Raw genomic sequence first — 17,710 nt, forward strand, 5'->3', positions numbered from 1 at the left:
GAACTCAGCAGTGAAACGATGCATCGCCGATGGTAGTGTGGGGTTTCCCCATGTGAGAGTAGGTCATCGTCAAGATTCATTTCGCAAAACCCCTATCTGCGCGAGCAGGTAGGGGTTTTGTCTTTTCTGCGTTCCAAAATCAACGCCACACCGCCACCCCTGTGGGAGCGGCCTTGTGTCGCGAAAGGGCCGCAAAGCGGCCCCGGCGATATCAGCGTGATGCACAAACCCTGGGGCCGCTACGCGCCCCATTCGCGACACAAGGCCGCTCCTACAGAGATCCCACTACTGCCCATCATGTCTCCCACCGCAAATATCCTTTGCTCGCCGGCTACCTCACATCGCCTCGCCACAGGTGCGACAATATTGCCGTCACAATTACGTGACTTCCCCGTACCTACCCTGCGTCAAGGCTTAGGTTCGGGGCAATCCTGGCACCCGGACCGAGCGATGCCAGCGTACCGTGCTGCGCATTTCTGGACTTTCACCGTCCTATTACTTGAGGTTAGAAGCAAGATGGCCAAGGCCGCCGATGTCGTTGTGCAATGCCTGGAAAACGAAGGTGTCGAGTATGTGTTCGGCATTCCCGGTGAGGAAAACCTCGACCTGCTCGAGTCCCTGCGCAAGTCGAAGATCAAGCTGGTACTGACCCGCCACGAGCAATCCGCGGGCTTCATGGCCGCGACCTATGGCCGCCTGACCGGCAAGACCGGTGTCAGCCTGTCGACCCTCGGCCCTGGCGCGACCAACCTGGTGACCGCCAGCGCCTACGCCTACCTGGGCGGCATGCCGATGATGATGATCACCGGCCAGAAGCCGATCAAGAAGTCCAAGCAAGGCCGTTTCCAGATCATCGACGTGTGCGGCATGATGGACCCCATCACCAAGTACACCCACCAGTTCGCCTCGGCCGACAACATCCCTGCGCGCATGCGTGAGGCCTTCCGCCTGGCCGAAGAAGAGAAGCCGGGTGCTGTGCACCTGGAGCTGCCGGAAGACATCGCCGCCGAGCAGACCGACGCCCTGCCGATCCCGCGCAGCCTGCACCGTCGCCCGCTGGCCGAACACGTGGCCATCGAAGCCGCTGTCGAGAAGCTGAAGAACGCCCGCAACCCGATCCTGGTGATCGGCGCCGGCGCCAACCGCAAGATGACCGCCAAGGTCCTCAAGCAATTGATCGACAAGACCGGCATCCCGTTCATCACCACCCAGATGGGTAAAGGTGTGGTAGACGAGCGCCACCCACGCTTCCTGGGCAACGCCGCGCTGTCGTCCGGTGACTTCGTGCACCGCGCCGTCGAAGCCGCCGACCTGATCGTCAACATCGGTCACGACGTGATCGAGAAGCCGCCGTTCTTCATGGTCCGTGGTGGCACCGAAGTCATTCACGTCAGCTTCCGCTCGGCTGAAGTCGATGCCGTGTACTTCCCGCAGGTTGAAGTGATCGGCGACATCGCCAACGCCGTGTGGCAGATCAGCGAAGCGCTGACCGACACCAGCCACTGGGACTTCACCCGCCTGATGGCCATCCGTGAAGCGAACGAAGCGCAGATCGCCGAAGGCGCCGATGACGACCGTTTCCCGGTCTACCCGCAGCGTATGGTCGCCGACATCCGTCGCGCCCTGCCGTCCGAAGGTATCGTCGCCCTGGACAACGGCATCTACAAGATCTGGTTCGCCCGCAACTACAAGGCCCACAAGCCCAACACCGTGCTGCTGGACAACGCCCTGGCGACCATGGGCGCCGGCCTGCCATCGGCCATGGCCTCGCACCTGGTGTACCCGGATCGCCCGGTCATCTCGGTATGCGGCGACGGCGGCTTCATGATGAACAGCCAGGAGCTGGAAACCGCGGTACGTCTGGGCATGCACATCACCGTGGTGATCCTGCGTGACGACGGCTACGGCATGATCCGCTGGAAGCAGGCCAACATGGGCTTCACCGATTTCGGCCTGGACTACGGCAACCCGGACTTCGTCAAATACGCCGAAGCCTACGGTGCCAATGGCCACCGTGTGGAAAGCGCCGAAGGCTTCCTGCCGCTGCTCGAGCACTGCATCAAGACCCCAGGCGTGCACGTGATCGACTGCCCGGTGGACTACAGCGAGAACGACCGCATCCTCAACAGCGAGCTGCGTGAGCGCGCGCTGGCGGTCTAAACGCTGACGCCTCTATCGCGGGTCAAGCCCGCTCCCACGCTATCCGCTACCACCGAGCTAATACAGGCCCTGTGGGAGCGGGTGGCGTGGGAGCGGGCTTGACCCGCGATGCATCAATTCAGGCAACAACGCACGCGGCATCACAATACACATCTACTGATCCCCACCTCCCTGCTCCCGGCATGCTCAGGTTCCTCACCCACCCTGAGAACCCGAGCCCATGACCATCGGATCAACGCACAACCATCCCGCCGACCTGGCCGTCGAGCCTCACACCCCAGTGCTGCCATGGTCCGCACGATTCCCTAACCCGCCTGACCTGTGTTTCGACTACCGACGCCTCGTCGAACAACTGGGCGGCATTGCCCAGGCTGCTAGTCCTGCACATCGCATCTGCATTGTCGGTGCTGGCGTTACCGGCCTCACCATCGCACGAGAACTGCTGCGCTGTGGTTTCACCCATATCACCCTGATCGAACAGGCCCGGCGAATCGGGGGGCGTCATCTCACCGTGTCACCCTCTGCTGACAAGCCACCAGCACACACCGCCCCCTTCGAAATGGGCGCCATGCGCATGCCGTTCTTCAACCGAACCGGCCAGCCGCCCAAGGCAGGCCGTTCATTGATGGCGTATTACGCAGATCTGTTCGACCTGCGACTTTCCGACTTCCCCAACCCTGGCACGCCCTGGGTCAATGCGACAGGTATCTACCTGCGTGAAGGTCAACTTGAAGGGGAGGGTGATCCGAAGCTGCTGATCTGGAAAAACCCCGAAGGTCACACTCCGCCACCTACTGCGGTACTGCAGAGGATTCATGGCAAGTGGCGGCGCTTTGCCGAGCGTTTCGCCGAACAGGTGGCAGCCATTTACGGCACAGAAGGTTGGCTGGCAATGTGGTCGGCAATCGTCGAGCGATATCACAGGCTGTCGTTCCGTGACCTTGTATTGCTGCCTATCCAGGAGGCGTGGGACCCCGGCAATCCAGGCGATTTCGGCGGCCTTGGCATGGACCGTGACGAGTCGGCGATCTTCTATGCAATCGGCATCGGTGATGGCAGCTGGGGCGCCTTCTACGACGTGTGTTGCCTCTATCCGCTGCGCACCGCCATTTTCGGTTTCAGCAGCCACCTGCAGCTTGTGCATGGACGTGTAGATGAAAGGGGGCAAGTGCTTGCAGCGCCGTATCGGGATGTCGAGACTGTGCCCGACAGCAAAGGCCTGCATTTCCAGGCTCCTGCCTACCTGGGGATCGCTGCGTTGGATGAGGCCCTGCTGTTCATGGCCATCGCTGGCTTGGGCGAATCCTTGTATAGCCAGTGCGTGGCGCGTAAGGATGGCCTGCTGACGGACAGCTCTGTTCATGGGCTGCACAAATTGGCTGATGGCCGCATCCGCGTCGATTACCGTTGGCGGCACAGCGATGAAGCCAAGGCTCAGCCGATGAGCGAGGTGTTCGACAGTGTGGTGCTTTCCACGCCGTCCTGGTTGATCGAAACAGGGATACGCCTGGAGGGGTTCTCCCGGAACATGCTGCCACCGGCCATTGTCGAGGCCTGGAAGCACGCCCATTGGGAGACCAGCTGCAAGGTTTATGCGCCGCTGCGTAAAAGCTTTCTCGACCAGCATCCCCATATGCCGCAGATCCTGGTCACCGACAGCTTTGTGCACGATGTCTACGCCTACCGTTACAACGATCGGCACACCCGCGATTGCATCCTGCTCAGCTACACCTGGGAGGACGATGCCACCAAGCTGGCGGCCTATTCAGACACCGAGTTGGTGGAAAAATGCGTAGCGGAACTCGATCGGATCCTGTTGCGTTGCACCAACATCGGCGAACCCATCTCGCCACATATCGATCTTGGAAACACCCGCATACAAAGATGGATGACAGACAGGAATGCACTTGGCTGTGCGAAATTGTACCGGGCGGGCACCTATTACGACGCGGTAAGCCTGATGAAGTACAACCGCGACCTGAGTGCCCATTCAGGGCTCTACCTCGCCGGGGAGTCTTTCTCTGTCGATGCCGGCTGGACCGAGCCGTGTCTGCGTACTGCCATCGACACCGTGATCAACCTCTGCAACGACACCGGCGCACGTTTCAAGGGGGGCTTCAGCTTGGAGCACTATCCGCATTATCAGGTGCCTCGACAGGCGCTTTGAAACAACTTTGTAGGAGTGCGCCTCCAGGTATTTTCGCAAGCTCCCTCAGTTCCAGAGGATCCTGCTGACTGTTGCCCCACCTGCCATGCCCGTTCTACTGGCGGCCTTCCACAACAACCAGAACAGGAAGCCGCCATGCAGGAACACACCACTCCCGTCAGCCCCGTACGCATTGCCGTCATCCAGTACGACCCGCAGGTCGGCCTGGACCATTGCGATGGCAACCTGAGCCGTGGCCTGGCCCTGGCCCGCCGCGCCGCGCGTGAAGGGGCGAACCTGATCGTGCTGCCGGAGCTGGCCAACACTGGCTACACCTTCAACTCTCGCGCCGAGGCCTATGCCCACGCCGAGTCGCTGGAGGATGGACGATGCCTGCGGGCCTGGGCGGAGTTCGCCCGTGAGCAGCAGGTGTATCTGGCCGCAGGCTTCGCCGAGCGTGACGGTCTCAAGCTTTTCGACAGCGCCGTGCTGTTTGGCCCGCAGGGGCGGCTCGGGCATTACCGCAAAGCGCACCTGTGGAACCAGGAAAAGCTCTGGTTCACGCCAGGGGACTTGGGCTTCCCGGTATTCGAAACACCTATCGGCCGCATCGGCCTGCTGATCTGCTGGGACATCTGGTTCCCGGAGGTGCCACGGCTCATGGCGGCGCAGGGCGCCGACATCATCTGCAGCCTGAACAACTGGGTCTGGACACCGCCGCCGCTGTTCGACGAGGCCGGACGCTGCATGGCCTCGTACCTGACGATGACCGCGGCCCACGTCAACAATGTCTACATCGCCGCCGCCAATCGCATCGGCCGCGAACGGGGCGGGCGCTTCCTCGGTTGTTCGCTGATTGCCGGCACCAACGGCTGGCCTATCGGTGAGGTGGCTAATGCCGAGGAGGAGTGCATCCTCTATGCCGACGTCGACCTCAGCGCCGCCCGCTCGGCGCCGATCTGGAACAGCCTCAACGACCTGCCGCGTGACCGGCGCACCGACCTCTACGACGCCACCCTGGGTTATCGGCTGCATGCGCCGATGCCACGTTGAGGAGGCGTCATGGAACAGCGCCTTTGCTTACCGCGACAATGGTCGTCGTCGGTGATACTCCTGGGCCTCGCGCTGCTTTGCGTTGCCAGCCTGATGTTGGCTGGATGGCCCGATTATGCGCAGCTTGTCGCAACCCTCGACCAACCACTGAGCAGGCTGCGCTGGATTGTCGGTGATATCAGCGAGGTCGCCTTCTACAAGCACGAATTGCCGGCACTGGGGCTGCTGCTGGGGGCGAGCCTCGCGCATTGGGCCCAGCAGCGCGGGTATCGCTGGCAAGGCTTTGCCATCTGCTACGGCACCGGGCTGTGGCCCTGGCTGATCATCAGCTCGTTACTTGGTCTGCTGCTCAGCCATGCCCTGTGGGGCTGGACGCTGGACGGTGGTGCCTGGCAGCCGACCTTCGTCGCCTTTGTCTCGTTACCGGCGGCCATGGTCCTGCTGTTTGGCGGCGGTTGGCGCGTCACGATCAATGGCGCGCTGCTCGGTGCCGTGCTGGTGACGCCGGCCAGCCTGCTGCTGGTCAACTACCTGTGCTACCCGCTGCAGTTGCCGGTGGTGATCGGCAATGTCAGTGGCATGGCCCTGGCCAGCGTGCTGGCATTCCTGCTGTGCAAGCGCTTCCCGACGTTGGTTCGCGATGGGCAGCGTCCTGAGGTCGTAGCGACGGCCAGCAAGCCGGACTATGGCGTGGTCTGGACCCTGCGTCGGGTACTGGCCGATTTCAGCGAAGCGCCGTTTTTTGGCAACGAACTGGCCAGCCTCGGTTTGCTGCTGGGCGTGTTGCTGGCTTATGTACTGGCGCCGGCGGCACCGGCCTACGGATCGCAACTGGTGCTGCAGATGGTCGCCGGGCAGGCATTGGCATCGCTGGTCGGTGTGCTGTTCTGGCGGCGGCAATGGCAAGAGCGGGGCTGGTATCCGACCTATATTCCTATCGTGTCGATCGTGCCCGCCGCCGTGCTGACACTGGGCGGCAGCTGGCAGGTGATCTTCGCCAGCGCCGTGCTCGGCGCGCTGATCGCGCCACCGCTTGCCGTGGCCATCAGCCAGCGCCTGCCAGGCTACATGCACGGCTATATCGGCAATGTCCTGTCCATGGCCATCAGCACCCTGGGCATCGTGCCCCTGGTCGGCCTGCTTGCGGGAGGTAACCCATGACATCACCACGTGTTTCGATCGCCAGCCTGGGCGGCACTGTCAGCATGCAATCCGGGGTGCCGGGGCAGGGTGTCACACCTCGGCTCGATTGCGCCGCGCTGTTGGCGTCCCTGCCGCAACTGCAGGCACTGGCGCAGATCAGCACCGCCACGTTGTGCCTGGTGCCGAGCGCCTCGCTGGCGTTCAGCGACATGCTGGATGCGCTGGCCTGGGCAAGCGCGCAAGTGCAAGCGGGGGCCCAGGCCGTGGTCCTCACCCAGGGCACCGATACGCTGGAGGAGACCGCGTATTTCCTCGACCTGCTCTGGCCCCATGACACCCCGCTGATCATGACCGGCGCCATGCGTTCGGCCAGCCAGCCGGGCGCCGATGGTCCGGCGAACCTGCTGGCGGCGGTGCAGGTTGCAATTGCCGATGGCAGCCGGGGGCGTGGCGTGCTGGTGGTGATCAACGACCAGATCCACCTGGCCGCGCGGGTACGCAAGACTGCCAGCCTGGCGATGGCGGCCTTCGAGTCGCCCGGCGCTGGGGCGATAGGGGAAATCGTGGAGGGCAGACCACTTTATCGCCAGGTTGCCACGCCACGGCGGGGGTTACCCCTGCCGGTGCAGGTGGATCACCAGGTCGTCTTGCTGGAGGCCTGTCTCGATGCCGATACGAGGCTGCTGCAAGCGCTCGGAGGCCTGGGCTATTCAGGGGTGGTGGTTGCCGGATTTGGCGCAGGCCATGTCTCTGAAGCCTGGGCCGAGGCGTTGGGGAGCATCGCCGGCAACATGCCGGTGATCATCGCCACCCGCACTGGCAATGGCCCGACAGCCCTGGGGACCTACGGATTCATCGGCGGCGAGATCGACCTGCAGGCCCGGGGCCTGCACATGGCCGGCTGGCTCTGCCCGCGCAAGTGCCGACTCTTGCTGTGGCTGCTGATCGGCACCGGGCGGCAGGCCGACCTGGCGCACTGGCTGCAGCAATAGTCCGATGCCCGTTCCCTTGATGGGAGCGGGCAGGCGTTGCCTGTGCTAGGGTGCACGCAAATTTCCGCCCTAGGACACCCGCCCATGCTCCCCGCGCTCAGCGAAAAAGAACTCGACCGTCTCGAAGACCTGCTGATCACCTACGGCAACGACTATTCGGTGCTCAACCTCGCCGAGCTCAACGGTTTCTTCACCGCTCTGGCCAGCTCCCCTAGCAAGGTCAATCCCGAGCAATGGCTGCCCTCTGTCGCTGGTGGCAAGGTTCCGAAGTTCAAGAAACCTGCCCATGAAGAGGCCTACACTGCGTTGATGCTGCGTTATGCCAACCAGGTAGCGGAAGAGCTGGCCGACGACCTCGAACACTTCGAACCTCAGTTTGAGGAGGGCGAAAGCGAAGAGGGCCCGACAATCATTCTCGAGGAGTGGTGCTTCGGCTACATGCGCGGTACCCAGGTAGCCGAGTGGAGCGAGCTGCCGCCGGAGCAGGATCGTCTGCTCAAGGCCATTTCCCTGCATGGGCTGGAAGACAATTTCGAGCTGCTCGACTCGATGAGCTTCGATGAGCATCAGGCCTGTGTACCGCTGGTGGTCGAGGCGGCGCGGGGGTTGTATCTGTACCAGAAACAGCACCGTCATTGAGATCGCAAGCGCGGGCGGGTGGGAGCGGGCTTGCCCCGTGATTGTGATTATTTCACCTGCCGAAATACTGGATTGCTCCCGGCACTGATTCTGCTGTCGGGCGATCCAGTGCAGCATGTCCTCCAGCAGCGCCACTCCCGGCGCTGATCCGGAGCCCCGCACATGCCAAGCCCGATCAAGCTGTACAACTTCCCCAAGTCTGGCCACGCCCACCGCATCGAGCTGATGCTGTCGCTGCTCGAACTGCCCACCGAGCTGGTCTTCGTCGACCTGGCCAAGGGCGAGCACAAGCAGCCAGAGTTTCTCGCCATCAACCCCTTCGGCCAGGTGCCGGTGATCGATGACAACGGCATCGTCATCGCCGATTCCAACGCCATCCTGGTCTACCTGGCCAAGGCCTACGGCGGTGAGCGCTGGTTGCCTGCGGATCCGGTCGGTGCCGCCCGTGTGCAGCGCTGGCTGTCGGTGGCGTCGGGTCCACTGGCCTTCGGCCCGGCGGCGGCACGCCTGGTGACGGTGTTCGGTGCCTCGTTCAACACCGACGAAGTCATCGGCCGCGCCCACACCCTGCTCAAGGTGATCGACGCCGAACTGGCCAAGGGCCCGTTCCTGGTCGGTAGCCAGGCGACCATCGCCGATATCGCCAACTACTCGTACATCGCCCACGCGCCGGAAGGCAACGTGTCGCTGGAGCCGTACCCCAACGTGCGCGCCTGGCTGGCCCGTGTCGAGGCGCTGCCGGGCTTCGTGCCGATGCCACGTACGGTCATCGGTTTGCAGACCACGCTCTGACTCCCGAGGTATGCCGCCATGCAATCGCCCTGGCATGCAGGTGAAAAACGGCTGCAGGAGCACGTCGGTGTTGCAGAGCGCATGGAGGTGTTCGGGCAGAAGGTCATCCGTGACTTCATGCCCGACCAGCATCGCGCGTTCTACCAGCAGTTGCCGTTCCTGGTGGCCGGTGCCGTGGATGCCGCTGGCACCCCTTGGGCGACGCTGCTCGAAGGCGCGGAAGGCTTCGTCAGCTCGCCCGATCCCCGGCAACTGCTGATTGGCACTGAGCTTGCCGCCGATGACCCGGCCGCGCCGGGCCTGGTGGACGGCGGTGCCATTGGTTTGCTGGGAATCGAACTGCATACCCGGCGACGCAATCGGCTCAATGGCCTGATCCGCAGGGCAGGCGCCGGTCAGCTGGAGGTGGTGGTCGAGCAGTCGTTCGGCAACTGCCCGCAGTACATTCAGCTGCGCGAGTACACCCGCGTCGACAAGCCGCCGCAGGGGCGCCGGGACTCAGCGGAACTCAATGCCGAGACCCGCGCGATAATCGAGAGCGCCGACACCTTCTTTGTCGCCAGCTACGTCGATCGAGACGGTGGCCAGCGCTCGGTGGACGTGTCCCATCGCGGTGGCCGGCCTGGTTTCGTCAGGGTCGAGGGCAATCGCCTGACCATTCCCGACTACGCCGGCAACCTGCATTTCAATACCCTCGGTAATCTGCTGGTCAACCCGGTCGCTGGCCTGGTGTTCGTCGACTTCACCACGGGCGATGTGCTGCAGGTTTCCGGTCGTACCGAGGTGATTCTCGACAGCCCGCTGATCAGCGCCTTCGAAGGCGCCGAGCGGATCTGGACCCTGGACATCGAGCAGGTGGTGCTGCGCCGGGCTGCCGTGTCGCTGCGCTGGGCCTTCCAGGAATACGCACCCACCAGCCTGATGACCGGCACCTGGCGCGAAGCCGAGCAGCGCCTGCAACAGCGCGAACGGCAGCGTCAATGGCTGACCTGGCGGGTACTGCACATCGAGCAGGAGAGTCGCGATATCCGCTCGTTCCATCTGCAACCCGAGGATGGCGCCGCAGTGGCCTTCGCCCCTGGCCAGCATATTCCCGTGCGTTTGCGCATCGATGGGGAGGCGCCGCTGATCCGTACCTACAGCCTGTCCAGCGCGCCGTCCGATGGCTTCCTGCGCATCAGCGTCAAGGCGCAGGGGCCGGCGTCACGCTATCTGCACCAACAGGTGAAGGTCGGCGATCGGCTGGAGGTGCGCCAGCCCATGGGCAGCTTCACCCTGGATCAGCAGAGCGACCGGCCTCTTGTGCTGATCGGTGCGGGCGTCGGCATCACTCCGTTGATTGCCATGCTCCGTGAGCAACTGGCCAAGGGGCTGGGGCGGCGTATCTACCTTTTTCATGGCGGGCGCACACTGGCCGACTTGCCGTTCCAGCAGGAGCTTGCCGCGCTCCAGCAACACGCCAAGGGCTTGCTGAGCATCCATCGTGCCCTGAGTCAGCCCGAGCCCTCGGCCGTGCCAGGGCATGACTACCAATTCGCCAGCCGCCTGGGCATCGAGCAAATCAAGGCCACGCTGGCATTGGACGACTACGACTTCTACCTCTGCGGCCCGGCCAGCTTCACCCAGGACCTGTACGAAGGCCTGCGCGGCGTGCATGTGCCCGACGCCCGCATCCATGCCGAAGCCTTCGGCCCCTCGACACTGCGCCGCCACACCGACGACAACCAGCCGACGCTGCAGCAGCCACCACCCGCCAGCGAGCCGGTGCCGGTGTACTTCGCCAGCTCCGCCAAGGAAGCGCGTTGGGCGCCGGACAGCGGCACCCTGCTGGAACTGGCGGAAAGCCGTGGCCTGTCGCCGGAGTTCAGCTGCCGAGGGGGCTCCTGCGGTACCTGCAAGACCAAGCTGGTCAGCGGCCAGGTCCACTACCCGAACCCGCCTGCCGAACTGCCCGAAGCCGGCAGCGTGCTGATCTGCTGCGCCATCCCCGCCCAGGCCGAGGACGGCGCGCAAGCCGTGGTGCTGGAGCTCTAGCGTGCGCACAGGGATAATCGCCCCACGACAACGCGTGGGGCGCGGCATGGACCAGATCCACCTGATGAAAGTGTTCGTGGCCGTGGGCGAGCTGGAAAGCTTCGCCGCCGCCGCCCGCCGCCTGGCCATCTCGCCGGCGGCGGTGACCCGCGCCGTCAGCGCCCTGGAGGAACAGCTCGGGGTCAAGCTGCTGCTGCGCACCACCCGCAGCGTGCGCCTGACCGAGGCCGGCGGGCGCTACCTGGAGGACACCCGGCATATCCTCGCCAGCATCGTCGAGGCCAACGAAGCCGCCGCCGGCATCAACGCCGCGCCCAAGGGCGACCTGGCGGTGACCGCGCCGATCCTGTTCGGCAAGAAGTTCGTCATGCCGTGCATCGTCCGTTACCTGCAGCAGTACCCCGAGGTGGATGTGTCGGCGTACTTTCTCGACCGCGTGGTGAACCTGGTGGAGGAGGGCATGGACGTGGCGGTGCGAATCGGCCAGTTGCCCGATTCGGGCCTCAAGGCGTTGCGCGTGGGCAGGATGCGCCGGTTGTTGTGCGCCTCGCCCGAGTACCTCGAACGCCACGGCACGCCGCGCCATCCCTCGGAATTGCAGAAGCACGAAGTCATCGCCGCCGGGACCCTGTCACCGCGCACGGACTGGCGCTTCGGCGCCATCGACGACCCGACGCTGATTCGCATGAAGCCGCGCCTGACCGTGACCAGCAACGACGCCGCCATCGCCGCGGCCAGTGCCGGGCTCGGGATTGCCCGGCTGCTGTCGTACCAGGTGGCGGACGAAGTGGCGGCCGGGCGCTTGCAGGTGATCCTGGCTGAATACGAGGAAGCGCCCTGGCCGATCCATATCCTGCATCGGGAGAGCAAATATGGCTCGACCAAGGTGAGGACCTTTATCGATATGTTGGCCGAGCATTTGCGCAGCCAGGCACATCTGGCTTGATTCCGGAACCTGGGGCTGCTGCGCAGCCCTTTCGCGACACAAGGCCGCTCCCACATGGACCGCGCCAAGCCTGAGCTTCACTCCAAACCCGTAGGACCCCAGTTTTTCTGGCGATGCCCGGCATGGCCGGGTCAGCTTCCACAAAGAAGACAGTTGTTCCCACAGGAGCACGTATTCCCCTGTGGGAGCGGCCTCGTGTCGCGAAAGGGGCGCGCAGCGCCCCCAAGTACCTCAAGCGTAATCAAGACCTCGAAAGCGCCGCACACTCCGCCAGTACCCTCAACCCGCCCATCACCTCCGGCGTTATCACCCGCCCCAGGCACACCCGCAACCCAGTGCCACATTCCCCATCGGCAAAGAACATCCCGCTGTCGCCGACATTGCAGCCACGCTCCGCCGCAAACCGTTGCAGCGCCAGCATGTCCGTCCCTTCCGGCAATTCGATCCAATGGATAAACCCGCCCTGCGGCGCCACATACCGTGTCCCCGTCGGAAACACCGACTGCACCAGCGTCGCCATCACCTCGGTCTGCGCTACCAGCCGCCCGCGCAGCTTCGCGCAGTGCTCCTCCATGTACCCCCGCCCGATAAACTCATCCAGCACCCGCTGGGCCAGGCTCGACACCGCCAGGTTGCGCGAAAACAGCTGTGCCAGGATCGCATCCCGGTACCGTCCGGCCACGCACCAGCCAACCCGGTACCCCGGCGCCACGGTCTTGGAGAACGACGAGCAATAGATAGTCTGCCCGGTGCTGTCGTAGTGCTTGATCGCCTTGGGCCGCTGCGCCTCGTCCACCAGGTCGAAGAAGATATCGTCCTCGATGATCGGCACATCCGCTGCCTGCGCCAACTGTGACAGCTGTGCCCGCGCCACGTCGGGCATGATGAAGCCCCGTGGGTTCTGCAGCGTCGGGTTGAGAAACACCACATCGACCTTGCCGCGCTTGAGGGCCCATTCCAGGTGCTCGAGGTCCATGCCGCTGTCGGCGTGGGTGCGGATGGGCAGGGCGCGCATCCCCAGGCGTTCGATGGTCTGCAGGATGCCGTAGTAGGTAGGTGTCTCGATGGCCACCGTGGCGCCCGGCCGGGCGACGGCTTCGAGGGCCAGCTCCAGGGCCACGGTGTCGCCCGAGGTCACCAGGATATCGTCCGGCCCGCAGGCCACGCCGCGTTGCAGCATCAGCCCGGCGATGCGCCGGCGCAGCGAGACCAGGCCCGGCGGAGCGATCAGGCCGGCCAAGGGTAGGCCGGCCTTGGCGGCCAGCGTCGCCAGGCACTTGTTCAGCAGCACCTGGGGCGTGAGCTCGTCGTGCAGCACTGCCGAGCTCAACGACAGCGCGGTGTTGCTGGCCGCCTGGGCGAGCATGGCGACCACCGCGTGGTTGACGTTGACGGTGACGCTAGCCAGGTCGAACCCCTGTACCTGGGCCGCGCCCTTGGCGACGAAATAGCCGATCCGCGGCGTGGCCTGCACATAGGCATTGGCCTCCAGCTCCGCCAGGGCCCGCTGCACGGTGGCGATGCTGCTGTCGAACAGCCGCGCCAGCTCGCGCACCGAGGGCAGTTGCGTGCCGCTGGGCCATTCGCCGCTGTCGATCTGGCGCAGCAGCCAGGCGTTGACGGTGTGCCAGCGTTTGTCGGGCTTGGGGTTCCGGTCCATGGGGGCCTTGTGTCGTCTCAGGCGGGGGCTCCCGAAAGGTAGAGCAAAACCACGCCGGTTGCAGCCACGATGACGATGTTCAGCAGCACCAAGGCAAAGCCGAAGCGGATCAGTCCGTGCTCTTCCTCACGGTTCGCCCCGGCCAGCCCGATGATCAGCGACAGGATCGACAGTGAGCCCAGCGCGCCATGGCCTGCGGCGCTGTTGGCCATGGCCGCCAGCCAGGGGCCGTGGACGCTGGATAGCGCAGCGATGGACGGCATCACCAGCGTGGTGCCGCCGACATTGGAACCCGTGACGTAACCGGCCAGCCCGGCCAGCAGAGATACCGTCGAAGCCAGCGACACACCCGACATCGCTTGCAGCGCGCGTTGCGCCTCGACCAGGAAACCGGCCTTGACCATCACCTGCGACAGCAGCAGGAACAGGAATATTGTCGCCACCGGGAACCGCACCCGGGTGACCAGCGCCTGCCATGGGAAGCCCGCGCCCTGGCGCCCGACCATCATCAGCACCACCAGCAGCAAGGCCAGCCCCGGCGAAGCCAGTGGCTTCCACGACACGTTGGTGCCATGCACCACCCACAGCCCGTCCCACCCCGACAGCAGGAACAGCCCCCGCGAGATGATAATCACCGCCAGCAGGGCCAGGTACGGCCATGCCGCCTGCGGCCAGCGCACCAGCGCCCCGCGCCGCGCCCAGGACATCCCCAGGCCCACGCCGGCCACCGCCAACCCAGCCAGCACGCCCGACGCCTCCGGCCCGATCCAGCGGTTGACCGCATACAGCACCGCGCTGAACAGCAACGAGACCAGCGCCAACCCCAGCCAAGCCTGCAGACTGCGAATCCCCGCCAGCACCAGCGCCACGGCGGCCAGGCCGAGGAACACCGGGGCACTGACCAGCGCCGAATGGCTGCCCAGTTCCTGCGCCGGCACATGGGCCAGCAGCGCGCCGATCACCGTGGCCAGCCCCAGCGTGCCCCAGGGCATCACCACCATGCCGGCCAGCGCCATCTTCATGCCGACCTGGCGGGAAAACAGCCCCATCAGCAGCGGCACCGTGGCGATCAGCGATACGCCGAACCCGGTCATCGCCTCCAGCAGCGGCGCCAGGCCCAGCACGATGAAGATCACCTGCATCGGCGGCGTCCAGCCCAGCTCCCGCACCCAGGCACCGATCGCCTGCGGGGCGTTGGCGCGTTCGACCAGGATGACGAAGGCCAGCCCCGGGACGATCACGCAGGCGGTGCTGAGGAACAGGATCAGCGTGTCTTGCAGGATGGCGCCGGACACCGCCGCCGACAGCGGCTGCGCGGCGCCCAGCCCCCACAGCAGCAAGACACCGGCCACGCCGGCCAGCGCGGCCTGCACGGGTGGGCGGCGCAGCAGCAGGATCAGGGCGATCACCAGGCCAATGGGGGACATTTGCAGCAGCAGGGCAGCCATGATGCGGGTTCCTTTAGCCATCCAGATGAGTGTGGAAGGGATGGTGGAGGGAAGGGAGAGACCGTAATAGATACAGGGAGTGGGGGATTTTCAATACAGCCCCTGGCTCGTGGCATTAGAGGCACCTGTTCGCACTACCTCTCACGCCAATGCCTGGATTTCTGGGCACTGACTGCAATATTGGCCGTTAATGCCTGCAATCCGAGGCATTACGTGGATCGGGCATTCTGGTCGCATTCCGCATGGGTTTTGACCGTACTGCTTGCACGCAGCGTGGTTATCTGGCCAAACCTGCCAGCACCTTCTGCAGTTTCACCACCGCCTCCCTCATCTCAGCGGGCGTCAGCGCTGCAAACCCCATCAACAAGCCGGCATCGTTCCTCGGCACCGCGTACAAGCTGCCCAGCCCCAACAGATCGATCCCCACCCCGCGTGCCGCCCTGACCACGGCGTCTTCAGGCAAGCCCTGCACGAAATGGCAGGGCATCTGCAGCCCGCCGGCGGGCACCTGCGGCACGAGAAACGCCCCCAGGTGCCTGCGTAGCAGATCCGCCAGCACATCCCGGCGCTCGGCGTAGAGCGCGCGCATGGCCCGCACATGGGCGTTGAAGTGCCCGCCTTCCATGAAGCGGGCCAGAGTCAGCTGGGCGATGGAGGCGTTATGCCCATCCTGCAGCGTGCGGGCGGCGGTCATCGGCGCGACGAGCTGGGGCGGCAGCAGCAGGTAGCCGATGCGCAGGCCGGCGAACAGCGATTTGGTGAAGGTGCCGATGTACAGCGTGCGGTCGTGTGGGTCGAGGCCCTGCACGCAGGCGGTGGGGCGGCCGGCGTAGTGGAACTCGCTGTCGTAGTCGTCCTCGATGATCCAGGCTTGTTGCTGGCGCGCCCATTCGATCGCCAGCAGGCGCCGGTCCAGCGCCAGGGTCGCGCCGGTCGGGTATTGGTGCGAAGGGGTAAGAAACACCGCCCGGGCATCCGGCGCCAGCCGGGCCATGGCGTCCACCTGCAGGCCGCGCGCGTCCACCGGGACCGGCACGCATGCCAGGCCGGCGGCGGTGACAGCCCTGCGGGTGCCCTGGTACAGCGGGTCTTCGACCAGGACCTGGTCGCCTGCGTCCATGAGTACCTGGGCGCACAGACCAAGGGCCTGCTGCGAGCTGGTGAGGATCAGGATGCGCTCGGCGGATGCCTGGGCCCCGCGCTCGAGGTTGAGGTAGTCGGCGATTGCCCTACGCAAGGGGGCCATGCCCTGCGGCTCGCTGTGCTCCAGCGCCCGCGTGCCGTATTCCTTGTACACCTGCCGCTCCAGCTTCTCCCAGATGGCCAGGGGGAAGTGCCGGGTTTCGGCCACGCCTGGGGCGAAGGGGCGGGGCGACTGGAAGTTGTGGACGCCACCGCTGTGCAACACGGCTTCAGCTCGGCGGCTCAACTGTACCGGGGCTTGCTGATGTGCCGGACGCTGGCGCTTGCGCGACGGCAGGCACCGGGCCCGTTGCGACACGAAGCTGCCGCTGCCCACGCGCCGTTCAATAAAGCCTTCGGCGTGCAACTGGCTGTAGGCCGACTCCACGGTATCCCGCGAGACGCCCAGGGACTGGGCCAGCGGGCGCGAGGCGGGCAGCGCCTTACCCACCGGCAGTGCGCCGTCGAGGATCAGCTGGCGGATTGCCCGTTGAATACGCACATGCAAGGCCAGCGCGCCGTGTGCGGGGTCGTTGATCCAGGCTTTCACCGATTCCAGCTGCGCGTGTTTGAACATTGGCCTGATTCCCTGGCTGGTGGATTAGATTAATAACTGCCAATGCCGGGGCCGCTTCGCACCCCTTTCCGACCGGTCCGGCGCCCCGGCAAGACCGCTCCCACAGGCGACCGCGAACCCCTGTGGGAGCGGCCTTGTGTCGCGAAAGGGCTGCAAAGCAGCCCCGGCAATCTCAAGCCTAACGCCCATCCAGAACCCCAAAGTGGTCTGGCCATTACCAAGCAATTGGCAGGTAAAAACCAACCATTTATCCGCTATAAAACCCAAGCCCGCAAGCAACCACCAAGGAAGGCAAGCGCTACGGGCAGGCCGGCCCCCTCACTAATTCACGCAGTCTTGTCCCAAAGGGGTTCCAACCATGACCACCACCCAACTGCCCGTTTTCATCCGCGAAGTGAAGCAAACCGACCTTCAGCCCTGGCTCGACTACTGGGCGCAATACCAGGCCTTCTACCAGGTAGACCTGGGCCCAGCCATCACCGAGCGCACCTGGGCCCGCTTCTTCGACCCGGCCGAACCCATGCACTGCGCCGTGGCCACCGACGGCGAACAGCTCTTCGGCTTCGTCCACTATGTGTTCCACCGCTCGACCTGGGGACGCAACGACTTCTGCTACCTGGAAGACCTGTTCGTGTGCCCGAGCGCCCGCGGGCGGATGATCGGCAAGCAACTGATCGAGTTCGTCCAGGACCAGGCCCGGCAGCAGCAGTGCGACCGGCTGTACTGGCATACCCAGGAGACCAACCGGACTGCGCAGCGGTTGTATGACTGGATTGCCGAGAAGCCGGGGGTGATCGAGTACCGGATGCCGCTGGATGTTGCTCACTAAGGCCATTGTGAGCCGATAAGGGCGTGGGAGCGGGCTTGCCCCGCGAAGGGGAGCACCGGCTTTGCGGTGCAATCTCCTGCGGCGCAGCGCCGCTCCCACGCCCCAGCCA

Annotated in this window: 13 protein-coding genes and 1 rRNA gene; 11 read left to right on the plus strand and 3 right to left on the minus strand. The window is 64.8% G+C overall.

All coding sequences use genetic code 11. The features are described from left to right. The 10 genes from rrf to DMX06_RS09035 all read left to right on the plus strand — a co-directional run. Nucleotides 1–75, plus strand: a 5S ribosomal RNA gene (gene rrf, locus DMX06_RS26965); the annotation flags it as partial. 441 nt (nt 76–516) lie between these two features. Then, a complete protein-coding gene (locus DMX06_RS08995; RefSeq protein WP_110736318.1) occupies nt 517–2,160 on the plus strand; it encodes an acetolactate synthase large subunit in 1,644 nt (547 codons plus the stop codon). Nucleotides 2,161–2,380: 220 nt separating this feature from the next. Continuing rightward, a complete protein-coding gene (locus DMX06_RS09000) occupies nt 2,381–4,327 on the plus strand; it encodes a flavin monoamine oxidase family protein (protein ID WP_110736320.1) in 1,947 nt (648 codons plus the stop codon). 135 nt (nt 4,328–4,462) lie between these two features. Next, nucleotides 4,463–5,359, plus strand: coding sequence for a nitrilase family protein (locus DMX06_RS09005; RefSeq protein WP_110736321.1), 897 nt, complete (start codon nt 4,463–4,465; stop codon nt 5,357–5,359). Nucleotides 5,360–5,452: 93 nt separating this feature from the next. Further along, nucleotides 5,453–6,520 carry a hypothetical protein gene (locus DMX06_RS09010; protein WP_258378822.1) on the plus strand — a complete coding sequence of 356 codons (1,068 nt, stop codon included), beginning with the start codon at nt 5,453–5,455 and terminating at the stop codon, nt 6,518–6,520. Then, the gene (locus tag DMX06_RS09015; RefSeq protein ID WP_110736324.1) at nt 6,517–7,494 is read left to right on the plus strand and encodes an asparaginase; all 978 of its coding nucleotides are present in this window, start codon (nt 6,517–6,519) and stop codon (nt 7,492–7,494) included. The genes DMX06_RS09010 and DMX06_RS09015 overlap by 4 nt, the downstream gene beginning before the upstream one ends. 84 nt (nt 7,495–7,578) lie before the next feature. Further along, nucleotides 7,579–8,133 (plus strand): UPF0149 family protein, encoded by a 555-nt coding sequence (locus DMX06_RS09020; protein WP_110736326.1) that lies wholly within the window; start codon nt 7,579–7,581, stop codon nt 8,131–8,133. Nucleotides 8,134–8,295: 162 nt separating this feature from the next. Further along, nucleotides 8,296–8,925, plus strand: a complete 630-nt coding sequence (locus DMX06_RS09025) for a glutathione S-transferase family protein (protein WP_110736328.1) — start codon at nt 8,296–8,298, stop codon at nt 8,923–8,925. 18 nt (nt 8,926–8,943) lie between these two features. Next, complete coding sequence (locus DMX06_RS09030; protein ID WP_110736329.1) at nt 8,944–10,959, plus strand: pyridoxamine 5'-phosphate oxidase family protein; 2,016 nt, start codon at nt 8,944–8,946, stop codon at nt 10,957–10,959. Nucleotides 10,960–11,005: 46 nt separating this feature from the next. Further along, a complete protein-coding gene (locus tag DMX06_RS09035) occupies nt 11,006–11,905 on the plus strand; it encodes a LysR family transcriptional regulator (RefSeq protein WP_110736331.1) in 900 nt (299 codons plus the stop codon). Between the two features lie 241 nt (nt 11,906–12,146). Here DMX06_RS09035 and DMX06_RS09040 read toward each other — a convergent pair whose 3' ends face one another. The 3 genes from DMX06_RS09040 to pdxR all read right to left on the minus strand — a co-directional run bounded on the left by DMX06_RS09040 (nt 12,147) and on the right by pdxR (nt 16,772). Continuing rightward, nucleotides 12,147–13,565: an aminotransferase-like domain-containing protein gene (locus DMX06_RS09040; RefSeq protein ID WP_110736333.1), complete on the minus strand. Its 1,419-nt coding sequence runs from the start codon at nt 13,563–13,565 to the stop codon at nt 12,147–12,149. 17 nt (nt 13,566–13,582) lie between these two features. Then, complete coding sequence (locus tag DMX06_RS09045; RefSeq protein ID WP_110736334.1) at nt 13,583–15,013, minus strand: transporter; 1,431 nt, start codon at nt 15,011–15,013, stop codon at nt 13,583–13,585. 277 nt (nt 15,014–15,290) lie between these two features. Further along, nucleotides 15,291–16,772 carry a MocR-like pyridoxine biosynthesis transcription factor PdxR gene (pdxR, locus tag DMX06_RS09050; RefSeq protein WP_110736336.1) on the minus strand — a complete coding sequence of 494 codons (1,482 nt, stop codon included), beginning with the start codon at nt 16,770–16,772 and terminating at the stop codon, nt 15,291–15,293. A gap of 358 nt (nt 16,773–17,130) precedes the next feature. Here pdxR and DMX06_RS09060 point away from each other — a divergent pair, with 358 nt between their 5' ends. Further along, nucleotides 17,131–17,601, plus strand: coding sequence for a GNAT family N-acetyltransferase (locus DMX06_RS09060; RefSeq protein WP_110736340.1), 471 nt, complete (start codon nt 17,131–17,133; stop codon nt 17,599–17,601). Nucleotides 17,602–17,710 lie beyond the last annotated feature (109 nt).

Source organism: Pseudomonas mosselii (genome assembly GCF_003205295.1).
GTDB classification, from domain to species: domain Bacteria; phylum Pseudomonadota; class Gammaproteobacteria; order Pseudomonadales; family Pseudomonadaceae; genus Aquipseudomonas; species Aquipseudomonas mosselii_B.